This is a genomic window from Chloroherpetonaceae bacterium (genome assembly GCA_025056565.1).
Lineage (GTDB): Bacteria > Bacteroidota > Chlorobiia > Chlorobiales > Thermochlorobacteraceae > Thermochlorobacter.
In genome coordinates, this window is the sequence record JANWWA010000004.1 from 154412 (window position 1) to 175389 (window position 20978).

A 20978-nucleotide genomic window follows, 5' to 3' on the forward strand; every position below is an offset into this window, starting at 1 on the left:
TTCTAACGCATTAAATCACAGTATCGGAGGAAATACCAGCTATGGCAAAAGAGGTTTTCAAGCGCGACAAGCCACACGTGAATGTCGGTACAATTGGGCACGTCGACCACGGTAAGACGACGCTCACTGCCGCTATCACCAAAGTGCTGGCTGAACAAGGTTTGGCGCAAGCATTGGCATATGATCAAATTGACAAGGCGCCAGAAGAAAAAGCGCGTGGTATTACCATTTCTACCTCGCATGTGGAGTATGAGACCAAGAATCGACACTACGCCCATATAGACTGTCCTGGGCATGCGGACTACATCAAAAATATGATTACAGGTGCGGCGCAAATGGACGGCGCCATCTTGGTTGTGGCAGCCACCGATGGTCCGATGCCACAAACACGAGAGCATATTCTGCTTGCGCGTCAGGTGAATGTGCCTGCCATCGTGGTATTCCTCAACAAAGTCGACATTGCAGACCCCGAGCTGATTGAGCTGGTGGAAATGGAACTGCGTGAGCTACTTACAAAATACGGTTTCCCCGGTGATGAAATTCCAATTGTGCGTGGTTCCGCATTAGGTGCGCTGAACGGCGACCCCAAGTGGGTGCCATCTGTCTTGCAACTGATGGACGAGGTCGATCGCTACATTCCTACACCTGTGCGCGATGTGGACAAGCCATTCCTAATGCCTGTCGAAGACGTGTTCTCGATTCAAGGTCGTGGCACAGTCGGCACGGGTCGCATTGAGCGTGGTCGCATCAGACTCAACGAAGAAGTGGAAATCGTGGGTCTAGGGCCGACCAAGAAGTCCGTTGTAACAGGCATTGAGATGTTCCGAAAGAGCCTTGAAGAAGGTCAGGCTGGAGACAATGCTGGACTCTTGCTTCGTGGTATTGAAAAGAAAGACTTGGAGCGCGGAATGGTGATTGCAAAGCCGGGTTCCATCACGCCGCACACCAAGTTTAAGGCAGAGATCTATGTGTTGAAGAAAGAGGAAGGGGGACGCCATACTCCATTCTTCTCAGGTTATCGCCCGCAGTTCTACTTCCGAACCACAGACGTAACGGGTGTCGTTACCTTGCCGCCTGGTGTTGAGATGGTGATGCCCGGCGACAATGTCAGCATTGAAGTCGAGCTGATTTCACCTATCGCAATGGACGAGGGGTTGCGCTTTGCAATTCGCGAGGGCGGTAAGACCGTCGGGGCGGGCGCAGTAACGAAGATCATTGAGTAAAACGATGCAGTGAGTTGCGCAAAGGAGTGAGCGTCTTTAAGCTCACTCCTTTTTTGTCCCAAAAACTTGGAGACCGAATCGTGGCGGTACAGCAAAAAATTCGCATCAAGTTAAAATCATATGACCACAGCTTAGTGGATAAGTGGGCAGAAAAGATTATTGATGTGGTCAAGCAAACCGATGCGATTATTTCGGGTCCGATTCCACTGCCCACCGAGGCGCAAATTTATACTGTCAACCGCTCGCCACATGTGGATAAAAAATCACGTGAGCAATTTATGATTGCTTCCCACAAGCGGCTCATTGAGATTATCAATCCGAGCGGAAAGACAATTGACCTGCTGATGAAGCTGGAGCTACCAAGTGGCGTCGATGTAGAAATCAAGGGCTGAGAAGCCTATATATGATTCACTAACCCGAAAACGGCTTTCGTGGTTACAAAATCAAACGAACAATGAGCGCAATTTTAGGTCGGAAAATCGGAATGACAAGCCTTTATGACGCAAAAGGCAAAGTCATTCCTTGTACAGTGATTGAGGCAGGACCGTGCTATGTCTCACAAGTGAAGACTGTTGAAAACGATGGTTATGCGGCGTATCAAATGGCCTTTGATGAAAAGAAAGAATCACGCACGCCAAAGCCGCAGTTAGGACACTTCAAGAAAGCAGGTGTGCCGCCAGCCTATTTCGTGAAGGAATTTCGTGCAGAGGTAATGGGGCGTGAGCTGAAGGTAGGCGAGGTGGTAAAGGCTGATATTTTCAAGGAAGGAGATGTGGTCGATGTGATTGGCACCTCGAAAGGCAAGGGTTTTCAAGGTGTGGTGAAGCGTCATCATTTTGGTGGCGGCTGTCGCACGCACGGTCAATCAGACCGCTGGCGCGCACCTGGTTCAATGGGCGGCTCATCGTTCCCATCACGCTCCTTTAAAGGAATGCGAATGGCAGGTCGAATGGGTGGTGAGACCGTAACAGTCAAAAACCTCAAGGTGGTTAAAGTGCTCGCCGATTCAAACTTGCTGGTCGTCAAGGGAGCTGTGCCGGGCAAAAACGGCGGTTATGTGCAAGTGGTAACTGCAAAAGGATAAGGCTTATGCAGGTCAAAGTTTTAACCAAGACAGGTCAAGAAAGCGGCGAAGTTATTGAACTGAGCCCAAACATCTTTGAAATTGAGCCAAACGACCACGCCATCTATATGGATGTGCGCTCGATTATGGCTAATCAACGTCAGGGCACGCACAAGGTCAAAACGCGTGGTGAAGTGCGTGGCGGGGGCAAAAAGCCTTATCGCCAGAAAGGCACGGGAATGGCACGGCGCGGTTCACAACGCTCTCCACTTTTGCCCGGCGGTGGCGCTATCTTTGGACCGAAACCACACGATTATGTAGTAAAAATCAATCGGAAGATGAAACAGCTAGCGCGTAAATCAGCGCTCAGCTACAAAGCCAAAGCCTCTGAAATCATCGTTGTAGAGGACTTTACCTTCGAACAAATCAAGACAAAAGAGATGGCAGCGGTGCTGAAAAATCTGGGTCTAAGCGAAAAGAAGACCCTCTTTCTCACCGCAGGCAAAAATGAGGTGCTCTATAAATCAGGGCGCAACATCCCTGACTTAGAAGTCCTCGAGGCACAAAAGGCGTCGACTTACGACATTCTCAACTGCAAAATGCTCTTGCTGCAAAAGAGCGCGGTGAGAGTGCTGGAAGAAACCCTAAGTATGAACTAAGGAGAGAAACATGACACTGTCCGAGGTGCTAATTCGCCCACTGCTGACAGAAAAAGTGATGAAGCTAAGCGAGGAAAAGAATCAGTATGCCTTTGAAGTGCACCGTGAAGCGACAAAGGAAGAAATTAAAAAAGCCGTAGAGGAAAAGTTTGGGGTCAAGGTTGTGTCGGTGCGCACGGCGAACATTGAAGGTAAGCGCAAGGTACGTTTTACGCGCAAGGGCTTGCAAGTCGGCAAAAAGCCCGACATTAAGAAAGCATATGTAACGCTGGATAAAGACTCCAAGATTGATTACTACGCCGCATCAGGAGGGAGCAGTGGGGGCGAAACGCCACAAGGATAATCCGAAAGTGAGGAGACTATGCCAATTCGCAATATGAAGCCACGGACGCCCGGAACGCGCTTTATGTCGTTTCCGACGTTCGAAGAAATCACAAAAACAGAGCCAGAGAAAAGTCTGATTGTGCCACTGCGCAAGACAGGCGGTCGCAACAACTTAGGGCGAATCACCTGTCGGGGACGAGGCGGCGGAGCAAAGCGGCATTACCGCATCGTTGACTTTAAGCGCGACAAAGACGGCATCAATGCGACCGTGCTGGCTATTGAGTATGACCCCAACCGCTCTGCACGCATTGCGCTGTTGGAGTATGAGGATAAAGAACGGCGCTACATCTTAGCGCCCAATGGTTTGAAAGTAGGCGACAAGGTTGAAACAGGTGAGAGCGCTGACATCAAAATCGGCAATGCGTTGCCATTGAAAAATATCCCTGTCGGCACCGAGGTGCACAACGTTGAAATGCGAGCTGGAAAGGGAGGGCAAATTGCGCGCAGCGCTGGAGCATTTGCAATTCTTTTAGCAAAAGAGGGTAATTACGCTACACTGAAAATGCCATCTGGCGAACTGCGCAAAGTGCGTGTCGAGTGCAAAGCCACAATCGGCGTCGTAGGGAACTTAGATCACGAAAATATCTCGCTCGGCAAAGCGGGTCGCTCACGCTGGCTGGGACTGCGTCCCATCACGCGCGGTATGGCACGCAACCCTGTCGATCATCCAATGGGCGGTGGCGAAGGTCGCTCTAAGTCTGGTGGCGGTCGCAGGCATCCAAGGTCGCCTTGGGGACAGCTGGCAAAAGGCTTTAAGACCCGCAATCGCAAGAAAGCTTCCCAAAAACTGATTGTGCGAGATAGACGAAAGGCATAACCATCTGAAGTGCTATGGCTCGTTCACTGAAAAAAGGTCCATTCATTCAAGCGCGCCTCTTGGAGCGCATTAGAGAACTGAACGAAAAGGGACAGAAAAAAGTCTTGAAGACTTGGTCTCGGGCGTCTATGATTTCGCCAGAGTTTGTGGGGCATACGATTGCAGTCCATAACGGCAAGACGCATATCCCTGTCTATATCACCGAAAATATGGTAGGACACAAGCTCGGCGAATTTGCGCCCACACGAACCTTCAGAGGACATACACCGGGCGACAAGAAAGAAAAAGCGGGTTCAGCACCTGGCAAAAAGTAAAAGGAAAAGCGATGGGAGCAAGAAAACGCGAAGCAGCTGAAGCGCGCAAAGAAGCGCGCCGCCAAGCCAGTCGAAGCCGAGCGGTGCTAAGGCACATGCCGACCTCACCACGCAAGATGAGGCTGGTAGTGGATTTGGTGCGTGGCAAAGATGTAGAGACGGCAATGGCCATCTTGCAGAACTCTACTAAGCACGCTGCACGCACCGTGATGCGCACGCTCAAATCAGCAGTGTCAAACTACCTAAATCGCAATCCAAATGACCCTGTTAGCGAGCGCGATTTAGTTATTGTGGAAGCCTTCGTCAATGAAGGGGTCACGCTAAAGCGCATCTTGCCTGCGCCGATGGGTAGAGCCTACCGCATTCGCAAGCGTTCTAATCATCTTACGATTGTTGTAGACAAGCGCAAGCCAGTGCGTGAAAAACAGCCAAAAGCCGACGCAAAAAACGCTTAACCACAAACTAAGAAAGGAAACGACTCGTGGGTCAAAAAGTTAATCCAATAGGCTTTCGATTGGGCATTATCAAAGATTGGGACTCTCGCTGGTATGACAACTCGAGAAGTGTCGCCGATAAGATTAAAGAAGATTACGTGATTCGTAACTATGTCACAACTCGCTTAAAGCGACAGAAAGCGGGCGTCTCAAAGGTCGTAATTGAACGGACGACCAAGAATATCAAGCTCTATATCTATGCTGCACGCCCAGGTGCAGTGGTGGGCAAGAGTGGCGAAGAAATTAACACACTAAGCCAAGAGTTAGGGAAGCTCACAAAGAAGGAAGTCAAAATTGATGTCATTGAAATTAAGAAGCCTGAATTAGATGCGCAGTTGGTTGCAGACAATATTGCAGCGCAACTGGAAGGGCGTGTGGCATTTCGCCGAGCAATGAAACAAGCAATTCAGCAGGCAATGCGCGCAGGTGCAGAAGGTGTGCGCGTGCAAGTGAGTGGTCGCTTGGGCGGTGCCGAAATTGCGCGTATGGAGCAGTATAGGGAAGGAAAAGTGCCGTTGCACACGCTGCGCGCAAACATTGACTATGCGCAGAGCACCGCCTTCACCATTACAGGCACGGTAGGCGTGAAAGTGTGGATTTACAAAGGTGAGGTGCTCGGCCAGCGAATTGAAGCGCTCGAGGAAGAAGAGCGCCAGAAGGTGCGGGACCGCCGAGAAAGTGCCAGAGCACGTGGTCGTCAGGAACAAAAGCAAGGTAAGCGTCGCCGCCGTCGCAGAGGGGGCTCAAAAAGCACTGCGTCGCAGGAAGGTGGAAGCAATCAAGCACCTGAAAGCTAAAAAGGAGGGCAGCTCTAATGAGTTTACTAATGCCAAAGCGCGTCAAGTATCGCAAATCGCAGCGCGGGCGTATTCGTGGAAACGCCACACGTGGCACAGAAGTGGCCTTCGGATCTTTCGGACTAAAAGCCCTGGACCCGGGCTGGATTACCAGCCGCCAAATTGAAGCAGCCCGTATTGCAATGACGCGCTATATGAAACGCGATGGCAAGACATGGATTCGCATCTTCCCTGATAAGCCTGTTACAAAGAAGCCAGCAGAGACCCGAATGGGTTCAGGTAAGGGTTCGCCAGAGTTTTGGGTCGCTGTCGTCAAACCGGGTTGCATTATGTTCGAGATTGATGGGGTGCCGAAAGCAACAGCCGAAGAAGCATTTCGCTTGGCTGCTGCAAAGTTACCAGTTAGGACAAAGTTTGTCGTGCGCCCTGACTATGAAGAAACTTCAGCAGCGAAAAAGTAAAGAAGGAGATGCACCATGAAAAAGTATGAGATTGCTGCACTGACTGAGGCAGAGATGAAAGCACGTATCAAGGAGTGCAAACAGCAGATTGCGAACATCAAGTTTAACAAAGTCATTGAGCCGCCTACGAACCCGATGATTTTGCGCAATCTGCGAAAAGATATTGCGCGAATGAAAACACGATTGCGGCAGATGCAACTTCAAAGAGAAAAAGAAGCTTCAAAAAATAAGGAAGCCTAAGCTATGTCGGAGCAAGAAATGCTTTCTCAAACGCCAGCTGAGGCGCCAAAAGATGAGCCAGCGCGACCAGCTGAAAAGAAGAGCCTCAAACGCGAAAGAATCGGCAAGGTTATCAGCGACAAGATGCAGAAGAGCATCGTGGTAGCGATTGAACGACGTGTGCAACACCCAATTTACAAGAAATACTTTAAGAAAACGACCAAGATTATGGCGCACGATGAGCACAACGAGGCTAAAGTAGGCGATACGGTGCGCATCGTGGAGTTTCGCCCAATCAGCAAGCGCAAATCATGGGTCTTAGCTGAGATTATTGAACGGGCGAAGTAATTCAGCTAAACAGAGATGAAAGGAGCGTTGAGCAAATGATTCAAAATGAAACAAACTTAGTCGTAGCGGACAATAGTGGGGCTAAGAAAGTCCGAGTAATTCACGTGCTTGGTGGCACGCGTCGCCGCTATGCACGTATTGGCGATGTGGTTGTTGTATCGGTAAAATCAGCTATTCCGGGCGGAACAGTGAAAAAAAAGGAAGTCTCACGCGCAGTGGTCGTGAGAACCAAGAAGGAATACCGCCGCAAAGATGGCTCCTACATTCGTTTTGATGAAAATGCGGTGGTGCTTATCAATGCGCAAGGCGAGCCACGCGGCACGCGTATCTTTGGACCCGTTGCAAGAGAGTTGCGTGATAAGCAATACACGAAAATTATTTCACTTGCGCCAGAAGTGTTGTAAATTCAAACCCCCCAAGAATGATGCGGGAGTAACTCAGTTGGTAGAGTCACAGCCTTCCAAGCTGTTGGTCGCGGGTTCGAGTCCCGTCTCCCGCTCAAACTTTGAAACGGGTCAGTTATGAAAACAGGGGTCAAGCGACCAAAGATGCATATCAAGAAAGGTGACACGGTCGAGCTTCTAAAAACGATTACTTCATCGGAAGCAGTCCGTGCTGACAGAGAAAAAGGCTATCAGGGTAAAGTGCTGCGCGTCTTCCCTGAAACCAACCGAGTAATTGTCGAGGGCGTGAACATACGCCGCAAACACATACGCCCGAATAAAAATTACCCGCAGGGCGCTATCATTGAGCGGGAGATGCCAATTCACGCCTCGAACGTGCGCAAAGTGTCATAATCTCTTCAAATAACGGAGGTGACCAAGACCATCTCTTAATCACGCACGCTATGGCAGACAAAGAGCAAAAGAAACAAGAGCCAAAAGAGCAAAAAAAACAAAAGCAAAAGAAGACTGAGGAAGCGGCTAAGGCACCAGCAACTATGTCAAATGAGCCAGCGCCGCCGCCACGGCTCTTAGTGAAATACCGCCAAGAGGTGGTAAGGCGCTTGATGGAGCAGTTCAAATATAAAAATGTGATGATGGTGCCACGCCTCGAGAAGATCTGCATTAACATGGGTATTGGTGAGGCAGCACAAGACCCGAAATTGCTCGACACAGCCGCAAAGGAGCTGGCACTCATTACAGGACAGAAGCCTGAGATTCGTAAAGCCAGAAAATCCATTGCAAACTTCAAACTGCGAGAAGGTCAGCCCATCGGTTGTCGCGTAACGCTGCGCCGCGCCCGAATGTATGAATTTATGGATAGACTCATCTCACTGGCGATTCCGCGCATTCGAGATTTCAGGGGTGTGAGCGACAGCAGTTTCGACGGCCGAGGCAATTACACCTTGGGCATTAAAGAACAAATTATTTTTCCTGAGATTGATATTGACAAAGTAACGAAGATCAACGGAATGGATATCACCTTCGTAACCACTGCCAAGACAGACGAAGAGGCTTATGCCTTGCTAAAAGAACTGGGAATGCCATTCCGAAAGAAAAACTAAACCATACCCATGGCAAAGAAAAGTGTGATTGCACGCAACGAAAAGCGCAGGAGGCTGATTGAGAAATACGCAGAGCTGCGCAAGAAGCTGAAAGAAGAAGGCAATATGGATGCTTTGCGTGAACTACCGCGCGACAGCTCGCCAACACGGTACCGAAACCGCTGCGCAATTACAGGCAGGGGACGAGGAGTCTATCGCAAGTTTGGTGTCTGCCGCCACATTCTTCGAAAGTTTGCCTTGGAAGGCAAAATTCCAGGAATGAAGAAAGCAAGTTGGTAAAACCTAACCCTGTAAGTTCAACCTTCGTGGCTGCCGCAGTGCAATGGCGAGCCTGCGGGACGCACGAAGAAATCTAAACCGCTATGCCAGTAACAGATCCAATTGCAGATTACTTAACACGCATTCGTAACGCAGCGAAAGCTAAGCATAAGACAGTTGATATCCCAAGCTCAAAGCTCAAGGTGGGCATTACGCAACTGTTGAAAGATAAGGGATACATCAAGGACTTCACAGTGATTGAGTCTGGGAAGTTCCCAATAATTCGTATCCAGCTCAAATATGATGCGTTTGGGCAGCATGCGATTAAGACTTTGCAGCGTGTCAGCACGCCCGGACGACGCGTCTATGAAGGCAAGAACATCAAAAAGTATCTGGGTGGACTGGGGCTATCAATCCTCACAACCTCGAAGGGCTTGATGACTGATAAGGAAGCCCGCGCTGCAGGGGTTGGCGGTGAAGTCCTCTTTCGCATCAGTTGATCCAGAGAGAAAGGAGATGCTAAAATGTCAAGAATTGGCAAGAAACCAATCCCATTAGTCAAAGGCGTGAAGGTCGAGGTAAAAGACGGTCTTATCAAAGTTGAGGGACCGAAAGGTAAGTTGGAATATCCGCTGCGAGGTGCACTCACGGTGAAGGTAGAACCTGACAGTGTAAAAGTAGAACGACAAAATGACGAGAAACAAACCAAGGCGATGCACGGACTCTATCGTGCGCTAATCAACAATATGATTGTCGGTGTCTCACAAGGCTACACACGCAAGTTAGAGCTAGTGGGAGTTGGTTACAAAGCCGAAGCAAAGCAAAACTACATCATTTTTTCACTAGGGTATTCGCACCCGATCTATTTCAGACCGCCAGAAGGTGTTAGAGTGGAAGTGCCGCAACCAACCAGCGTCGTTGTAAGTGGGATTGATAAGGAGCTGGTAGGTAGCGTCGCTGCGAAGATTCGCTCGTTCAAAAAGCCAGAGCCTTACAAGGGCAAAGGCATCAAGTATGAAAATGAGGTCATTCGCCGCAAAGAAGGCAAGACTGCAGGTAAGTAGAGACAAATTTTCCTTAACCTGAAAGCGAGAGCTTCGCTTTCGCAACTGTTTTAGGAAAATGATTCTGAAACGAAAACGCAGAGAGAAAATCAGAGCACGAGTTCGCGCAAAGATAAGAGGCACTGCAGAGCGACCACGCCTCTCCGTCTATCGGAGCTTGAAACATATCTATGCACAGATTATTGATGATGAAAAAGGCGAAACACTCGTAGCCATAACCAGCAATTCAAAAGCATTTGCACCGATGCTGAACGGCAAAAAGAAAGTAGAAGTGAGCCGAGAAATCGGTAGGATGCTGGCTGAGAAAGCTAAGGCAAAAGGTATCACGAAGGTTGCGTTTGACCGAAATGGATATCGCTATCATGGACGTGTGAAAGCCTTAGCAGATGGGGCACGAGAAGGCGGGCTGGAGTTTTAATCAAAACCAAGTCAAAAATGCCAAAAGTAACTACACAGGCTAAGAAAAAAGTTAAGCCAGGGGAGCTAAACTTAAAGGAAAAGCTGGTGCAAGTGAATCGCACGGCAAAGGTAGTGAAAGGTGGCAAGCGCTTTGGGTTTAATGCGATTGTCGTCGTTGGCGACGGAGAAGGGCATGTGGGCTATGGCTTAGGTAAGGCAAATGAAGTGCAGGATGCAATTGCGAAGGGGGTTGAAGATGCAAAGAAAAACGTCTTCGAAGTGCCGATCGTGAAGGGCACAATTCCGCACGAAGTGTTTGCAAAGTTCGGTGCAGCAAAGGTGCTGCTCAAGCCAGCCACGCCCGGCACAGGAATCATCGCAGGTGGCGCAGTACGTGCTGTCTTGGAAAGTGCAGGGGTTAAGGATGTGCTCACCAAATCACTCGGCTCATCAAATCCGCATAATGTCGTAAAGGCGACCATCAAGGGTTTGCTGAGCCTGAGCGATGCACGTGATGTCGCCATGCGTCGTGGTAAAACTCTGAAAGAAGTCTTCGAAAGCTAAACTCAGTAGAGCGATGTCAGAGTCAGCGGCACAACCAAAAAAGAAACTGAAAATCACGCAAGTTCGCAGCATCATAGGCTCAACAAAAAAACAAAAAGCGACTATCAGAGCACTGAAGCTGGGAAGACCCAACTACTCTGTAGTCCTGAACGATGACCCCCGTCTGAGAGGACAGCTCGAGGTAGTTGCCCACTTGGTAAAAGTGGAGGAACTGAACTAAGGACGCTTAATTTGCGGCTTACACAATTCCAGAAACGCTTGAAACGGAAACGACAATGAACCTCAGCACACTGCGTTTTGCGAAAGGGTCAAGAAAAACACGCAAGCGCGTCGGACGCGGACCTGGCTCTGGTCTGGGCACAACCGCAGGTCGAGGCACGAAAGGGCATAAGTCGCGTAGCGGTTACACCAGCTCACTGAAAGAGGGCGGTCAGATGCCGTTTTTCCGCCGCATTCCAAAGTTTGGCTTCATAAATCCCAGTCGTGAAGAGTATGAAACGATTAATGTGGGACAGATTGAGGCGTGGATAAAAAAAGGTAAATTGACGCCCGAAGTATCGCTGGAAGCCTTAGCGAAAATTGGTGTGCCAGCCAGACGTCGTCGCATAAAAGTACTTGGCAACGGCGACATTACAGTAGCAATTACCATTACAGCGCATGCATTTAGCGAAAGCGCAAAGGAAAAAATTGAAAAAGCAGGCGGCAAAGTTATCTTAGCAGAGCGCACACTCGAAGAAGCTGAGCGAATGCAGAAGACAAAGCCACTTGACGAAGCGCTGCTGACACCAAAGAAGCCTGTTGAGGAAATCAAAAAAGCAGCCAAGCTAGCACGCAAGGCTGCAGCAGCCAAAAAATGATTAACCCATAGAGACTGATGAAGCTCATTGATAGCATTCGGAACATCAGCAAGATTCCAGAACTGAGAGATAGGATTCTCTACACGGTAGGATTGCTGGTTGTCTATCGCATTGGGTCGCATATCACCATTCCGGGCGTAGATGCCTCAGCGGTTGCTGAAGCAGGGCAAGGACCGACCAACGATTTGTTCGGACTGTTTGATCTCTTCGTAGGAGGCGCATTTAAGCGCGCTTCAGTGTTTGCATTGGGTATTATGCCCTACATCTCCGCCTCAATCATTATTCAACTGCTAGGTGCAGTAACGCCGTATTTTCAGAAACTTCAAAAAGAAGGGGAAGAAGGGCGTAAGAAAATCAACCAGCTTACGCGCTATGGAACTGTGCTGGTAGCGATGTTGCAGGCATGGGGCGTAAGTGTTAGCCTCTCAAGCCCAGCCTCGTTTGGGCAGCCAATTGTGCCTGAACCTGGCTTTTTCTTCACCCTTTCAACCATCATCACATTGACGGCAGCGACCATTTTCACGATGTGGCTGGGTGAGCGCATCACTGAGCGAGGCATCGGCAACGGCATTTCGCTTATCATTATGATTGGTATTTTGGCACGCTTCCCGCAAGCCTTAGTGGGTGAATGGCAACTGGTGGCATCAGGAAGCAAGAATCTCATCGTAGAAATCATTGTGTTAGGTGTCATGCTGCTGATTGTGGCAGGTGTTGTGTTTCTAACAGTGGGCACGCGCCGAATTCCCGTGCAGTATGCACGACGAGTGGTGGGCAGGAAAGTCTATGGTGGCACCACACAGTATATTCCAATGCGAGTCATTACTGCAGGCGTAATGCCTATTATCTTTGCTCAGTCAATTATGTTTATTCCAAGCACAATTGTCTCATTTTTCCCCGAAAGTGAGGCCATGCAGAGCATCAATGCCTTTATCTCATATGATTCATGGGGCTATGCCATCATTTTCGGCATTTTAATCGTGTTTTTCACATACTTCTATACGGCTATAGCCTTTAATCCGAAGGATGTGGCGGATACGATGCAAAAACAAGGTGGATTTATTCCTGGCGTGCGCCCCGGAAAGCCAACAGCAGATTTCATTGACAACATTCTTACCCGCATTACATTACCCGGGGCAATCGCATTAGCAATTATTGCAATTTTGCCTACGCTGCTGACTAAATTTGGGAACGTAACCCCGGGCTTTGCACAGTTTTTTGGAGGAACAAGTCTGCTCATCATTGTCGGCGTAGCGCTGGACACGCTGCAACAAATTGAAAGCCATCTGCTGATGCGCCACTACGATGGCTTTATGAAGTCAGGTAGACTCAAAGGGCGCAGCGTGCCTGCCTAAACTAAAAGAGAGAAACGCAGATGGTTACAGCACGAAGCGAATGGGAAATTGACATAATGAGAGAAGCTGGGAGAATTGTAGCTGAGACATTGGATATGTTAGAGGCTGAGATAAAGGAAGGGGTAACGACGAAACGACTGGATGAATTAGCTGAGGACTACATTCGCTCACAAGGTGCAAAGCCGAGTTTTTTGGGCTATGTGCCGAAAGGAGCACGCAACACCCGACCATACCCTGCGACGCTTTGCACATCTATCAATGAAGAAGTTGTGCACGGCATTCCAAGTCCGAAGCGCGTGCTCAAAGATGGAGATATTATCTCAATTGACTGTGGAGCCTGCAAAGACGGCTACCACGCCGATTCAGCTCGAACATTTTTGGTTGGCAATGTAAAGCCAGAAGTGGTAAAACTCGTAAAAGTAACTGAGACCTGTTTGGAGCTGGGAATTAAGGAAGCCGTAGTTGGGAAACGGCTATACGATATCTCTGCTGCCATTCAGCAGTATGCAGAAAGCTTTGGCTATGGTGTGATTGAAAATATGGTGGGGCATGGAATTGGTACACGCCTGCACGAAGAGCCACCTGTGCCGAACATTGGAAAGCGTAATACAGGTGTCTTCCTAAGGGAAGGAATGTGCTTGGCAATTGAGCCGATGATTAACTTAGGCAAGTCTCGCAAGTCTATCATTGCGGCAGATACTTGGACAGCGATTACAAGTGACAAGAAACCTGCGGCACACTTTGAGCATACTGTAGTAGTGCGCAAAGGTCAGGCAGAGATTTTAACCCTATCCCGAAAGCATAAATCTGCCGTAGAAGAGGCTGCAGAGAAAAAAGTTGAAACCATATAATCTCAACCAAACAGGGAAGGAGTATGGCAAAGGAAGAAGCAATTGAGATTGATGGCGTGATTTTGGAAGCCTTACCGAATGCAAATTTTAGAGTAAGGCTGGAAAACAACCTTGAGATTTTGGCGCATGTATCGGGCAAGATGAGAATGAATTTCATCAAGATTTTGCCCGGCGACCGTGTACGCGTTCAAGTGTCCCCATATGACTTCAGCAAGGGGCGGATTACCTACCGCTTTAAGTAGCACTGCACAACGCAGTTTTGCAAATTAAGGCAAATACAGTATCTTTGCGCCCTTTCTGTCTTACAGCAATTGAAAACAAACAATCACGATGAAAGTCTATTCAGCCGTCAAAAAGCGCTGCGAAGCCTGCAAAATTATTCGCAGGAAAGGCAAGATTCTGGTGATTTGCAAGAAAAATCCAAACCATAAACAGCGTCAAGGATAAGATGAGAGTTGCAGGAGTTGATCTTCCAAGAAATAAGCGTGCCGTTATCGGGCTAACTTACATTTACGGCATTGGTAGAACATCAGCAAAAAAAATTCTCGCCAAAGCAGGTATTAGTGAAGATAAGCGTATTGGCGAACTGACAGACGATGAAGCCAATGCGATTCGCAATATCATCGCCACGGAGTATAAAGTGGAAGGACAGGCGCGTAGCGAGCAGCAGCTTGCCATCAAGCGGCTAATGGATATTGGCTGCTATCGTGGGCTGCGGCATCGCAAAGGATTGCCTGTTAGAGGGCAACGCACGCGCACTAATGCACGCACCCGAAAAGGTAAGCGCAAAACTGTGGCAGGTAAGAAGAAAGCTGTCGCAAAGAAATAATCTGGACGCAAAGATATGGCAACAGAGAAAACCACTACAGCAAAGCGCAAGAAGAAAGTTGCTGCAACGACCGAAGGAATCGCGCACATCAAAGCGACCTTTAACAATATTCTTGTAACCATTACCGATATGGCGGGCAACACAATCGCGTGGTCGACCGCTGGCAAGAATGGGTTCAAGGGTTCGAAGAAAAACACACCATATGCGGCGCAAGTAACGGCGGAAGCTGCAGCCAGAGAAGCGGCAGAGCATGGTGTGCGGAAGGTCGATGTGCTCATCAAAGGTCCAGGATCGGGACGAGATGCAGCGATTCGCTCTCTGCAGACGGCAGGCTTAGAAGTTCGTTCTATTCGCGACATTACGCCACTGCCGCACAATGGCTGTCGCCCACCTAAGCGCAGAAGAGTCTGAGTTGTTCAAAACCGATGTCAATCACCTAAGCATTTCTATATGGCAAGATATCTGGGTTCAACTGCTAAGGTTTCACGACGCCTTGGCGTGGCAATTGTGCCGAAAGACGAAAAATACTTAGACCGCAGACCATACCCTCCAGGTCAGCACGGTCAGAACAAGAAGGGTAAGATTTCTGAGTATGCGGTGCAACTGCGCGAAAAGCAAAAGATGAAGTATATCTACGGCGTCTTGGAGCGCCAGTTCCGACTTTACTTCGAGAAAGCCTCACGGATGAAAGGCGTAACAGGCGACAATCTGGTCAAGATGTTGGAATCAAGGTTAGACAATGTCGTCTATCGCGCAGGGTTTGCGCCAACTCGTCCAGCTGCCCGACAGTTAGTTACGCACTGCCATCTACTGGTCAATGGCAAGAAGGTGAATATTCCATCGTATCAGCTGCGTCCAGGTGATGTGATTGAGTTTCGTCCGAAGAGCAAAAATCTGGAAGTAGTGCGTAACTCCCTTAACAAAAAGCCTGACTCACAGATCCCACAGTGGATTCAGGTTGATAAGGCGAACCTGAAGGCAGTGTTTCTGAACGCGCCTGAACGCAGCGAAGTGCAAGAACCGTTTAACGAGCAGCTGGTGGTCGAACTCTATTCTAAGTAGGCTGAGGGAAGTTCGCTTACTTGCTTGCTAAACCAAACTAAGGAGCACTATGATTCAACCGATGCAGATGCCAGAGCGGTTGGAGCTTGATGAGAGCACTTTTTCTAACCAGTTCGGTCGTTTCATTGCACAGCCACTGGAACGCGGCTATGGCGTAACAATAGGCAACGCAATGCGACGTGTCTTGCTCTCATCGCTGCCCGGCACAGCTATCACAGGTATCAAAATTGAGGGGATTCTACACGAATTCTCCACGATTGAAGGAGTCAAGGAAGATGTGCCTGATATTATCCTGAACCTCAAGCAGGTGCGCTTCCGCTCTATTAGCAAGCGCAATGCAATGGTTTCACTCACGCTGAAGGGGCCAAGAGACTTCGTAGCAGGGGATATTGTCAGCCCGGAAGCAGACTTCGAGGTGCTCAATCCTGACCTTCACATTGCCACAATTACAAAGAATGTAACCGTGAAGATGGATATCTATGTTGGGCGAGGACGTGGATATGTGCCTGCTGAGGAAAACAAGCCTGAAGGAATGCCATTGGGGTTCATTGCCGTAGATTCTATTTTCACGCCGATTCGCAATGTCAAATACACAGTGGAGAACACACGCGTAGGGCAGCGAACTGACTACGAAAAACTTATTTTGGAAGTTACAACCGATGGCTCAATTCAGCCCGATGAAGCGGTCAGTCTTGCAGGAAAGATTATTGCCGATCACGTAAGCCTCTTTACCAAGTTTGCACCGACCGCTGAGGAAGAGCCCGTCGAGCAAGAAGTAAAGGAAGATGACGCTGAGTTTGAGCGCATTCGCAATCTTTTGATGACACGAATGGAAGACATTGAGCTATCGGTGCGCTCGCATAACTGCCTGCGCTCAGCTGAGATTGAAACGCTTGGACAGTTGGTCAGCAAGCGAGAAGAAGAACTCCTAAAATTCAAAAATTTCGGCAAAAAGTCACTGGCTGAGCTTAAAGAACTCGTGGAGTCGAAGGGGCTACACTTTGGAATGGACGTTTCAAAGTATCGCTTGAACGAAAAGTAACACCATCCGATTGAACGGCAATGCGAAAACGAATTTCACTAAGGAAATTAGGGCGCACCGCTAGCCATCGCCGAGCCACAATGGCTAACCTGTGCACGCAGCTCATCTTGCACAAGCGCATACGAACCACTGAGGCGAAAGCCAAAGAAATGCGGCGTTACATTGAACCGCTGATCACACGCGCCAAAGAAGGCACAGGCCACGCCCAGCGAGAGGTCTTCAAGTTTATCCGCAATAAAAAGGCTGTCAAAGAACTTTTCACCGAAATCGCAAACAAAGTAGGCGATAGACCAGGCGGTTACACCCGAGTAATCAAGATGGTACCACGCTATGGCGATGCTGCCAAAATGGCAATGATTGAGCTGGTCGACTACAGCGAAGCACCTACGGAACGGCGACGTCAGCGTCAAGACCGTGAAAAGCGCGTGCGCGGCTCCAAAGAAGCGCAAAGCAAAGCCGCCGCAGCAAAAGAATCAACTGAGGGCAAAAAGGAGGCAGCGGCAGGAGCGGCGTAGATGCACGAATGCCAGACGCACAAAAGAGGCTTGCAGATACGCAAGCCTTTTTCATTTTTTCCGCAACGCAATCGCAATTTACATGCCGCTTCGCTTGATGTATATTGAAAGCGAAGGCCTTTTAACCAAAATTCATCGCAGAGAATGTCGCTGGCTGATTTGCGCAAAGAATACACAAGAGGCTCCCTGAGTGAGGAAGACCTTGAGCCCAATCCATTCAAGATGTTTGAACGCTGGTTCAATGAAGCAAAGGCAGCAAACATTGAAGAACCTAATGCGATGGCACTGGCAACAGCGACGAAGGACGGCAAGCCATCGGTGAGGATGGTCTTGCTCAAAGGCTTAGATGAGCGTGGGTTTGTCTTCTACACAAACTATGAAAGTCGGAAGGGAAAAGAGCTGGCTGAAAATCCAAATGCGGCACTCTGTTTTCACTGGCAAACTCTCGAGCGCCAAGTAACGATTATGGGCACGGTGGAGAAAGTCAGTCGAGAGGAGTCGGAAGCCTACTTCAACTCACGACCGCTAACCAGCCGATACGGCGCATGGGCATCGCGCCAAAGTGAAGTGATTAAAAGCAAAATGGAACTGATGAAGCGCGCCGCAGAAATTGCGCTGAAGTATCCGACTGGAAAAGTGCCACTGCCCCCATTCTGGGGTGGCTATCGACTTCTCCCTGATGAAATCCAGTTTTGGCAGGGGCAGCCGTCACGTCTGCATGACCGTTTTCGCTACCTTAGGCAAGCTGATGGCACTTGGAAAATTGACCGACTTTCACCGTAGCAGCAACGGATTGGCACGGCCTACCGCAAATTAGCTGCGTAGATGAGAGCTATTTTCCACTGCTTTCGGTGGTAGCTCCAGAAGTGCTTGGCGATGAAGCAATCCGCGTGCAGCTTTTTGAATGCGCTCGGCAAGATAGCGCGTAAAATCATCCGTGTCATTGACACACGGTAAGTAGTATGCAGCACGAAACTTTGCACGGGACAGGACCTCAGCCGCATGATGGGTTTCGCTGCTGTCCGTAAAATAGCCACTAGCGAAAGCCACAGCGGTCTCTATGCCATGAGCTTTAAGCGTAGCGATGGCGTCCTCTAAGGTAGGGGTTGTCCAACGACCTCCGACAGTATGATTCAAGTAAGCCACTGTAATGTGTGAAAACAACTTAGGCGATGCTGCACGCAGCCCTGACGCAAGGCGCTCATAAAAACTTTCCGTCTCTTTTAAGCCATTGCGGAATGAGACAGGAGCCCCATTTTTCTGTGCAACCACTGTGCCATGCATAATGAGGATTAGTCCGACTCTGCCGTAAAGCGTCAGCTCTTGAATTTGAGACAAGATATAGGTGCAATACACTGCTGAGAGCGCCTCATCACGCCATAGCCCACCTATCACCGTGAGTTTGCTTAGCATATCGGGTGGAAAGGTCTGTTGTGCAAATCGGCAAAGCGTGCCGCAAGAGAGGTCGCCATCGATAGGGTTCATTGCAAGCACGATCACACCATCATACCGCTGCATCGCATCCTGAAGCTGGTCTTCAGTGTAAGGGGGCGTGGTTTCAAATGTAGGAATGACCTCCAGCGTTACGGGCAGTGATGTTGCGATGTTGGAAAGGTGTGCTTTGACTTTCTCAGCTTGCTGGCGCGTAAGGTGATTGTGCGGTGAAAGGTATCTGGCTCGCCTGTATTTGAGTGTCATCAGAGCACCACCAACGGTAGGAATGACGTGCAAGACAGGTTTAGGAATGTGCATATATGCAGAAGCGTGATGAAAGATATGACGAATCTGATTGCGGTAGGCAGAAAAGCTGGGTGCCTCCACTTCGCCGTGTGATGAGATAAGGACAGCAAATGTTTTCATCTGTTTTTCTCCGTTGTTTAGCAGGTGAAAGTTAGGCATTTCACAGGGCTTTCTCACACTGCGATAAGAACGATTTTGTAATTTGCACGCAAGCCAAAGTGAGTCTATGTTGCCGCTTGCTCGCGTTACTTGTCTCTTGCTACTCGTCTGCGGGACTGTCTGCTGGCTATACGGTTGCAGTTTTGGCATAAGGAATGCAGACGACCAACCCGCTATGTTTGTCTACATAGTTGATGCAACAAAGCCGCAGCGAGGTGAATTTGCAGTAACGCTAATGCCGCGTGGCCTGCAGTTTCGCGAAGAGGAAATTTTTTCCTTACCTGCTTGGGCGCCAGGTGCCTATCAACTGGTGCATTATGGACAGTATCTGCGTAACCTGATGGCGTTTGACCATCGAGGGGAGCCACTAACAGTCATAAAAGTGGATAGTAACTCGTGGAAAATTCGACCTGCAACGCAGCTATCGAGGTTGCAATATTGCATTACGCAAATGCATCGTCCTGACTTGCTCTACCCTGAGACCACAGAGCTGAACGCCCAGCGCGGTTACTTCAACGGCACAAACGTGTTTGGCTACCTACACGGCTATAAAGACCTGCCTTGCATGGTACAATACCGTTTGCCAGAGGGCTGGCAAATGGCATCGGCAATTGAGACAGCACCGAACTCACAGACAGCACATGCCAGAGATTATGATGAATTGGTCGATGCCCCCGTGATGCTGGGTAAGTTTCAGCGCTACGACTTTACGCTGCTTGGGAAACTGCACAGTGTCGTAATTGATGCTGATGCAAAGCCAATGCCCGATAGTCTTCTTGCACTGATTAAAGAAATCATCGTTACACATCATCGCTTCTTCGGTGAATTACCATACAGCAAATACCTGTTTCTCTTTCGCTTAGTGAAGCCGAAGACATTCTGGCAATTTGGTGCACTGGAACATCGGAATTCTTCGGCCTACTATATGCCACTCTTCGACTGGGACGCTGTGCGATACGACCCGATTGCAACCACAATCAGCCACGAATTTTTTCATCTCTGGAATCCTAAGCGCTTTCGTAGCCACTTGCTTGGCCCATTTGATTATCAGCACCCGATTCGGACTTCTACAATGTGGTTCGTGGAGGGCGTAACAGACTACTATGCTGAACTCTTGATGGTAAAGGGGGGTATTATGTCGCCGCAAGTCTTTTTGCGAAATATGTTAGAACGGATTCGGCTAATGCACTTACCAAAAAAAAGGGAGAGTTTAGTGGCGCTTAGCCGAAGATTAGCATACATTGAGGACAACTCTGAAATGTTCCCATTCTACACACGGGGCACAGTGGTGGCTATGCTACTGGATATTTACCTGCGCACCCACCACCCTGCACGGTGCGGCACAGATGAACTTTTGCAGAAACTCAATTTGGAGTATGGAAAACCAGAAAAGCCCTACCACGATGATTCACTAGTTACAGTTCTCTCATGTCTGGCACAAGTTGATATTGAACCGTTCTACACGCGCTTCATTGCAGGGACAGACACACTGCCGCTTCACGCTTATTTCAGCAAGGCGGGCTTCTACTACGGCAAGCGAAGGAGAGCAGTTCCACAAATGGGCTATTTCATTCAGCTTGACTCAAGTGGGGCACTGAAAGTGGCAAGCGTGTTGCCAGAGTCAGCGGCAGAACGAATGGGCTTGAAACCAGATGATGAAATTCTGGCAATCGACGATGTCGACACCAGCCGCAGCAGCACACTCTTGGAAAGAATTTTCTCGCTTGAGGGTTTAAAGGCGGGCGCGCGAGTTCAGATACGCGTGAATCGTAGAGGCAAAGTAGTGAAGCTAACGGGTAGAGTAGGCGCTCAGCAAAGCACAGTAGAGGTGCTGGAACTCAACGAGCATGCAACGCCGCTCGAGGCAGAGGTGCGAAGACGAATGCTGACATTTCAGAACTAAGTGCAAAGAATCCTATTCTGAGGTGCAGCATCGTACGATACTTCTCCCCTTTGCAACACCTCACTACGAAGAAACTGAGTCTACGGCAGCATCTGCG

General features: G+C 49.1%; 34 protein-coding genes and 1 tRNA gene. 34 read left to right on the top strand and 1 reads right to left on the bottom strand.

Annotation, left to right across the window (positions count from 1 at the left end; all coding sequences use genetic code 11):
• The first annotated feature begins 41 nt into the window (after positions 1–41).
• The 33 genes from tuf to pdxH all read left to right on the top strand — a co-directional run bounded on the left by tuf (position 42) and on the right by pdxH (position 17862).
• Entirely contained in the window at positions 42–1223 is a 1182-nt protein-coding gene (gene tuf / locus NZM05_04925) for an elongation factor Tu (protein MCS7012960.1), read from the top strand.
• 80 nt (positions 1224–1303) lie between these two features.
• Positions 1304–1615, top strand: a complete 312-nt coding sequence (gene rpsJ / locus NZM05_04930; GenBank protein MCS7012961.1) for a 30S ribosomal protein S10 — start codon at positions 1304–1306, stop codon at positions 1613–1615.
• 62 nt (positions 1616–1677) lie between these two features.
• The gene (rplC, locus tag NZM05_04935) at positions 1678–2307 is read left to right on the top strand and encodes a 50S ribosomal protein L3 (GenBank protein MCS7012962.1); all 630 of its coding nucleotides are present in this window, start codon (positions 1678–1680) and stop codon (positions 2305–2307) included.
• A 5-nt stretch (positions 2308–2312) separates the two neighbouring features.
• Positions 2313–2945 carry a 50S ribosomal protein L4 gene (gene rplD, locus NZM05_04940; GenBank protein ID MCS7012963.1) on the top strand — a complete coding sequence of 211 codons (633 nt, stop codon included), beginning with the start codon at positions 2313–2315 and terminating at the stop codon, positions 2943–2945.
• 16 nt (positions 2946–2961) lie between these two features.
• Positions 2962–3288: a 50S ribosomal protein L23 gene (gene rplW, locus NZM05_04945; protein ID MCS7012964.1), complete on the top strand. Its 327-nt coding sequence runs from the start codon at positions 2962–2964 to the stop codon at positions 3286–3288.
• A gap of 18 nt (positions 3289–3306) precedes the next feature.
• Positions 3307–4146: a 50S ribosomal protein L2 gene (gene rplB, locus NZM05_04950; protein MCS7012965.1), complete on the top strand. Its 840-nt coding sequence runs from the start codon at positions 3307–3309 to the stop codon at positions 4144–4146.
• A gap of 14 nt (positions 4147–4160) precedes the next feature.
• A complete protein-coding gene (gene rpsS, locus NZM05_04955) occupies positions 4161–4460 on the top strand; it encodes a 30S ribosomal protein S19 (GenBank protein ID MCS7012966.1) in 300 nt (99 codons plus the stop codon).
• A gap of 11 nt (positions 4461–4471) precedes the next feature.
• Positions 4472–4915 (top strand): 50S ribosomal protein L22, encoded by a 444-nt coding sequence (rplV, locus tag NZM05_04960; protein ID MCS7012967.1) that lies wholly within the window; start codon positions 4472–4474, stop codon positions 4913–4915.
• Positions 4916–4941: 26 nt separating this feature from the next.
• Entirely contained in the window at positions 4942–5751 is an 810-nt protein-coding gene (rpsC, locus tag NZM05_04965; GenBank protein ID MCS7012968.1) for a 30S ribosomal protein S3, read from the top strand.
• A gap of 17 nt (positions 5752–5768) precedes the next feature.
• Entirely contained in the window at positions 5769–6212 is a 444-nt protein-coding gene (gene rplP, locus NZM05_04970) for a 50S ribosomal protein L16 (protein MCS7012969.1), read from the top strand.
• A 15-nt stretch (positions 6213–6227) separates the two neighbouring features.
• Positions 6228–6452, top strand: coding sequence for a 50S ribosomal protein L29 (rpmC, locus tag NZM05_04975; GenBank protein MCS7012970.1), 225 nt, complete (start codon positions 6228–6230; stop codon positions 6450–6452).
• Between the two features lie 3 nt (positions 6453–6455).
• Positions 6456–6779, top strand: coding sequence for a 30S ribosomal protein S17 (gene rpsQ, locus NZM05_04980; protein ID MCS7012971.1), 324 nt, complete (start codon positions 6456–6458; stop codon positions 6777–6779).
• Positions 6780–6814: 35 nt separating this feature from the next.
• Entirely contained in the window at positions 6815–7183 is a 369-nt protein-coding gene (gene rplN, locus NZM05_04985) for a 50S ribosomal protein L14 (protein ID MCS7012972.1), read from the top strand.
• A 22-nt stretch (positions 7184–7205) separates the two neighbouring features.
• A tRNA-Gly gene (locus NZM05_04990) sits at positions 7206–7278 on the top strand.
• Between the two features lie 22 nt (positions 7279–7300).
• A complete protein-coding gene (locus NZM05_04995; GenBank protein MCS7012973.1) occupies positions 7301–7576 on the top strand; it encodes a 50S ribosomal protein L24 in 276 nt (91 codons plus the stop codon).
• Between the two features lie 143 nt (positions 7577–7719).
• The gene (rplE, locus tag NZM05_05000) at positions 7720–8286 is read left to right on the top strand and encodes a 50S ribosomal protein L5 (GenBank protein ID MCS7012974.1); all 567 of its coding nucleotides are present in this window, start codon (positions 7720–7722) and stop codon (positions 8284–8286) included.
• Positions 8287–8295: 9 nt separating this feature from the next.
• Complete coding sequence (gene rpsN / locus NZM05_05005; protein MCS7012975.1) at positions 8296–8565, top strand: 30S ribosomal protein S14; 270 nt, start codon at positions 8296–8298, stop codon at positions 8563–8565.
• Between the two features lie 83 nt (positions 8566–8648).
• Positions 8649–9044 (top strand): 30S ribosomal protein S8, encoded by a 396-nt coding sequence (gene rpsH, locus NZM05_05010; GenBank protein ID MCS7012976.1) that lies wholly within the window; start codon positions 8649–8651, stop codon positions 9042–9044.
• Positions 9045–9068: 24 nt separating this feature from the next.
• A complete protein-coding gene (rplF, locus tag NZM05_05015) occupies positions 9069–9608 on the top strand; it encodes a 50S ribosomal protein L6 (GenBank protein ID MCS7012977.1) in 540 nt (179 codons plus the stop codon).
• A gap of 58 nt (positions 9609–9666) precedes the next feature.
• The gene (gene rplR / locus NZM05_05020) at positions 9667–10026 is read left to right on the top strand and encodes a 50S ribosomal protein L18 (GenBank protein ID MCS7012978.1); all 360 of its coding nucleotides are present in this window, start codon (positions 9667–9669) and stop codon (positions 10024–10026) included.
• 17 nt (positions 10027–10043) lie between these two features.
• Positions 10044–10571 (top strand): 30S ribosomal protein S5, encoded by a 528-nt coding sequence (gene rpsE, locus NZM05_05025; protein MCS7012979.1) that lies wholly within the window; start codon positions 10044–10046, stop codon positions 10569–10571.
• A 13-nt stretch (positions 10572–10584) separates the two neighbouring features.
• Entirely contained in the window at positions 10585–10791 is a 207-nt protein-coding gene (gene rpmD / locus NZM05_05030) for a 50S ribosomal protein L30 (protein ID MCS7012980.1), read from the top strand.
• A gap of 55 nt (positions 10792–10846) precedes the next feature.
• Positions 10847–11428 (top strand): 50S ribosomal protein L15, encoded by a 582-nt coding sequence (rplO, locus tag NZM05_05035; protein ID MCS7012981.1) that lies wholly within the window; start codon positions 10847–10849, stop codon positions 11426–11428.
• 17 nt (positions 11429–11445) lie between these two features.
• Positions 11446–12780: a preprotein translocase subunit SecY gene (secY, locus tag NZM05_05040; GenBank protein ID MCS7012982.1), complete on the top strand. Its 1335-nt coding sequence runs from the start codon at positions 11446–11448 to the stop codon at positions 12778–12780.
• Positions 12781–12800: 20 nt separating this feature from the next.
• Entirely contained in the window at positions 12801–13631 is an 831-nt protein-coding gene (map, locus tag NZM05_05045) for a type I methionyl aminopeptidase (GenBank protein MCS7012983.1), read from the top strand.
• A 23-nt stretch (positions 13632–13654) separates the two neighbouring features.
• Entirely contained in the window at positions 13655–13873 is a 219-nt protein-coding gene (infA, locus tag NZM05_05050) for a translation initiation factor IF-1 (GenBank protein MCS7012984.1), read from the top strand.
• A gap of 88 nt (positions 13874–13961) precedes the next feature.
• Positions 13962–14078, top strand: coding sequence for a 50S ribosomal protein L36 (gene rpmJ / locus NZM05_05055; GenBank protein MCS7012985.1), 117 nt, complete (start codon positions 13962–13964; stop codon positions 14076–14078).
• Position 14079: 1 nt separating this feature from the next.
• Complete coding sequence (gene rpsM, locus NZM05_05060) at positions 14080–14460, top strand: 30S ribosomal protein S13 (GenBank protein ID MCS7012986.1); 381 nt, start codon at positions 14080–14082, stop codon at positions 14458–14460.
• A 15-nt stretch (positions 14461–14475) separates the two neighbouring features.
• Complete coding sequence (gene rpsK / locus NZM05_05065; protein ID MCS7012987.1) at positions 14476–14871, top strand: 30S ribosomal protein S11; 396 nt, start codon at positions 14476–14478, stop codon at positions 14869–14871.
• Between the two features lie 39 nt (positions 14872–14910).
• Entirely contained in the window at positions 14911–15522 is a 612-nt protein-coding gene (gene rpsD, locus NZM05_05070) for a 30S ribosomal protein S4 (GenBank protein MCS7012988.1), read from the top strand.
• A gap of 49 nt (positions 15523–15571) precedes the next feature.
• A complete protein-coding gene (locus NZM05_05075) occupies positions 15572–16564 on the top strand; it encodes a DNA-directed RNA polymerase subunit alpha (protein ID MCS7012989.1) in 993 nt (330 codons plus the stop codon).
• Positions 16565–16584: 20 nt separating this feature from the next.
• Positions 16585–17079 (top strand): 50S ribosomal protein L17, encoded by a 495-nt coding sequence (gene rplQ / locus NZM05_05080; GenBank protein ID MCS7012990.1) that lies wholly within the window; start codon positions 16585–16587, stop codon positions 17077–17079.
• A gap of 144 nt (positions 17080–17223) precedes the next feature.
• On the top strand, positions 17224–17862 hold the full coding sequence (pdxH, locus tag NZM05_05085; GenBank protein MCS7012991.1) for a pyridoxamine 5'-phosphate oxidase: 639 nt from the start codon (positions 17224–17226) through the stop codon (positions 17860–17862).
• 30 nt (positions 17863–17892) lie between these two features.
• Here the strand turns inward: pdxH and NZM05_05090 are convergent, their stop codons facing one another.
• Positions 17893–18978, bottom strand: a complete 1086-nt coding sequence (locus tag NZM05_05090; GenBank protein ID MCS7012992.1) for a ferrochelatase — start codon at positions 18976–18978, stop codon at positions 17893–17895.
• Positions 18979–19153: 175 nt separating this feature from the next.
• Between NZM05_05090 and NZM05_05095 the strand changes: the two genes are divergently transcribed.
• Positions 19154–20881 carry a PDZ domain-containing protein gene (locus tag NZM05_05095; protein ID MCS7012993.1) on the top strand — a complete coding sequence of 576 codons (1728 nt, stop codon included), beginning with the start codon at positions 19154–19156 and terminating at the stop codon, positions 20879–20881.
• Positions 20882–20978: the final 97 nt, after the last annotated feature.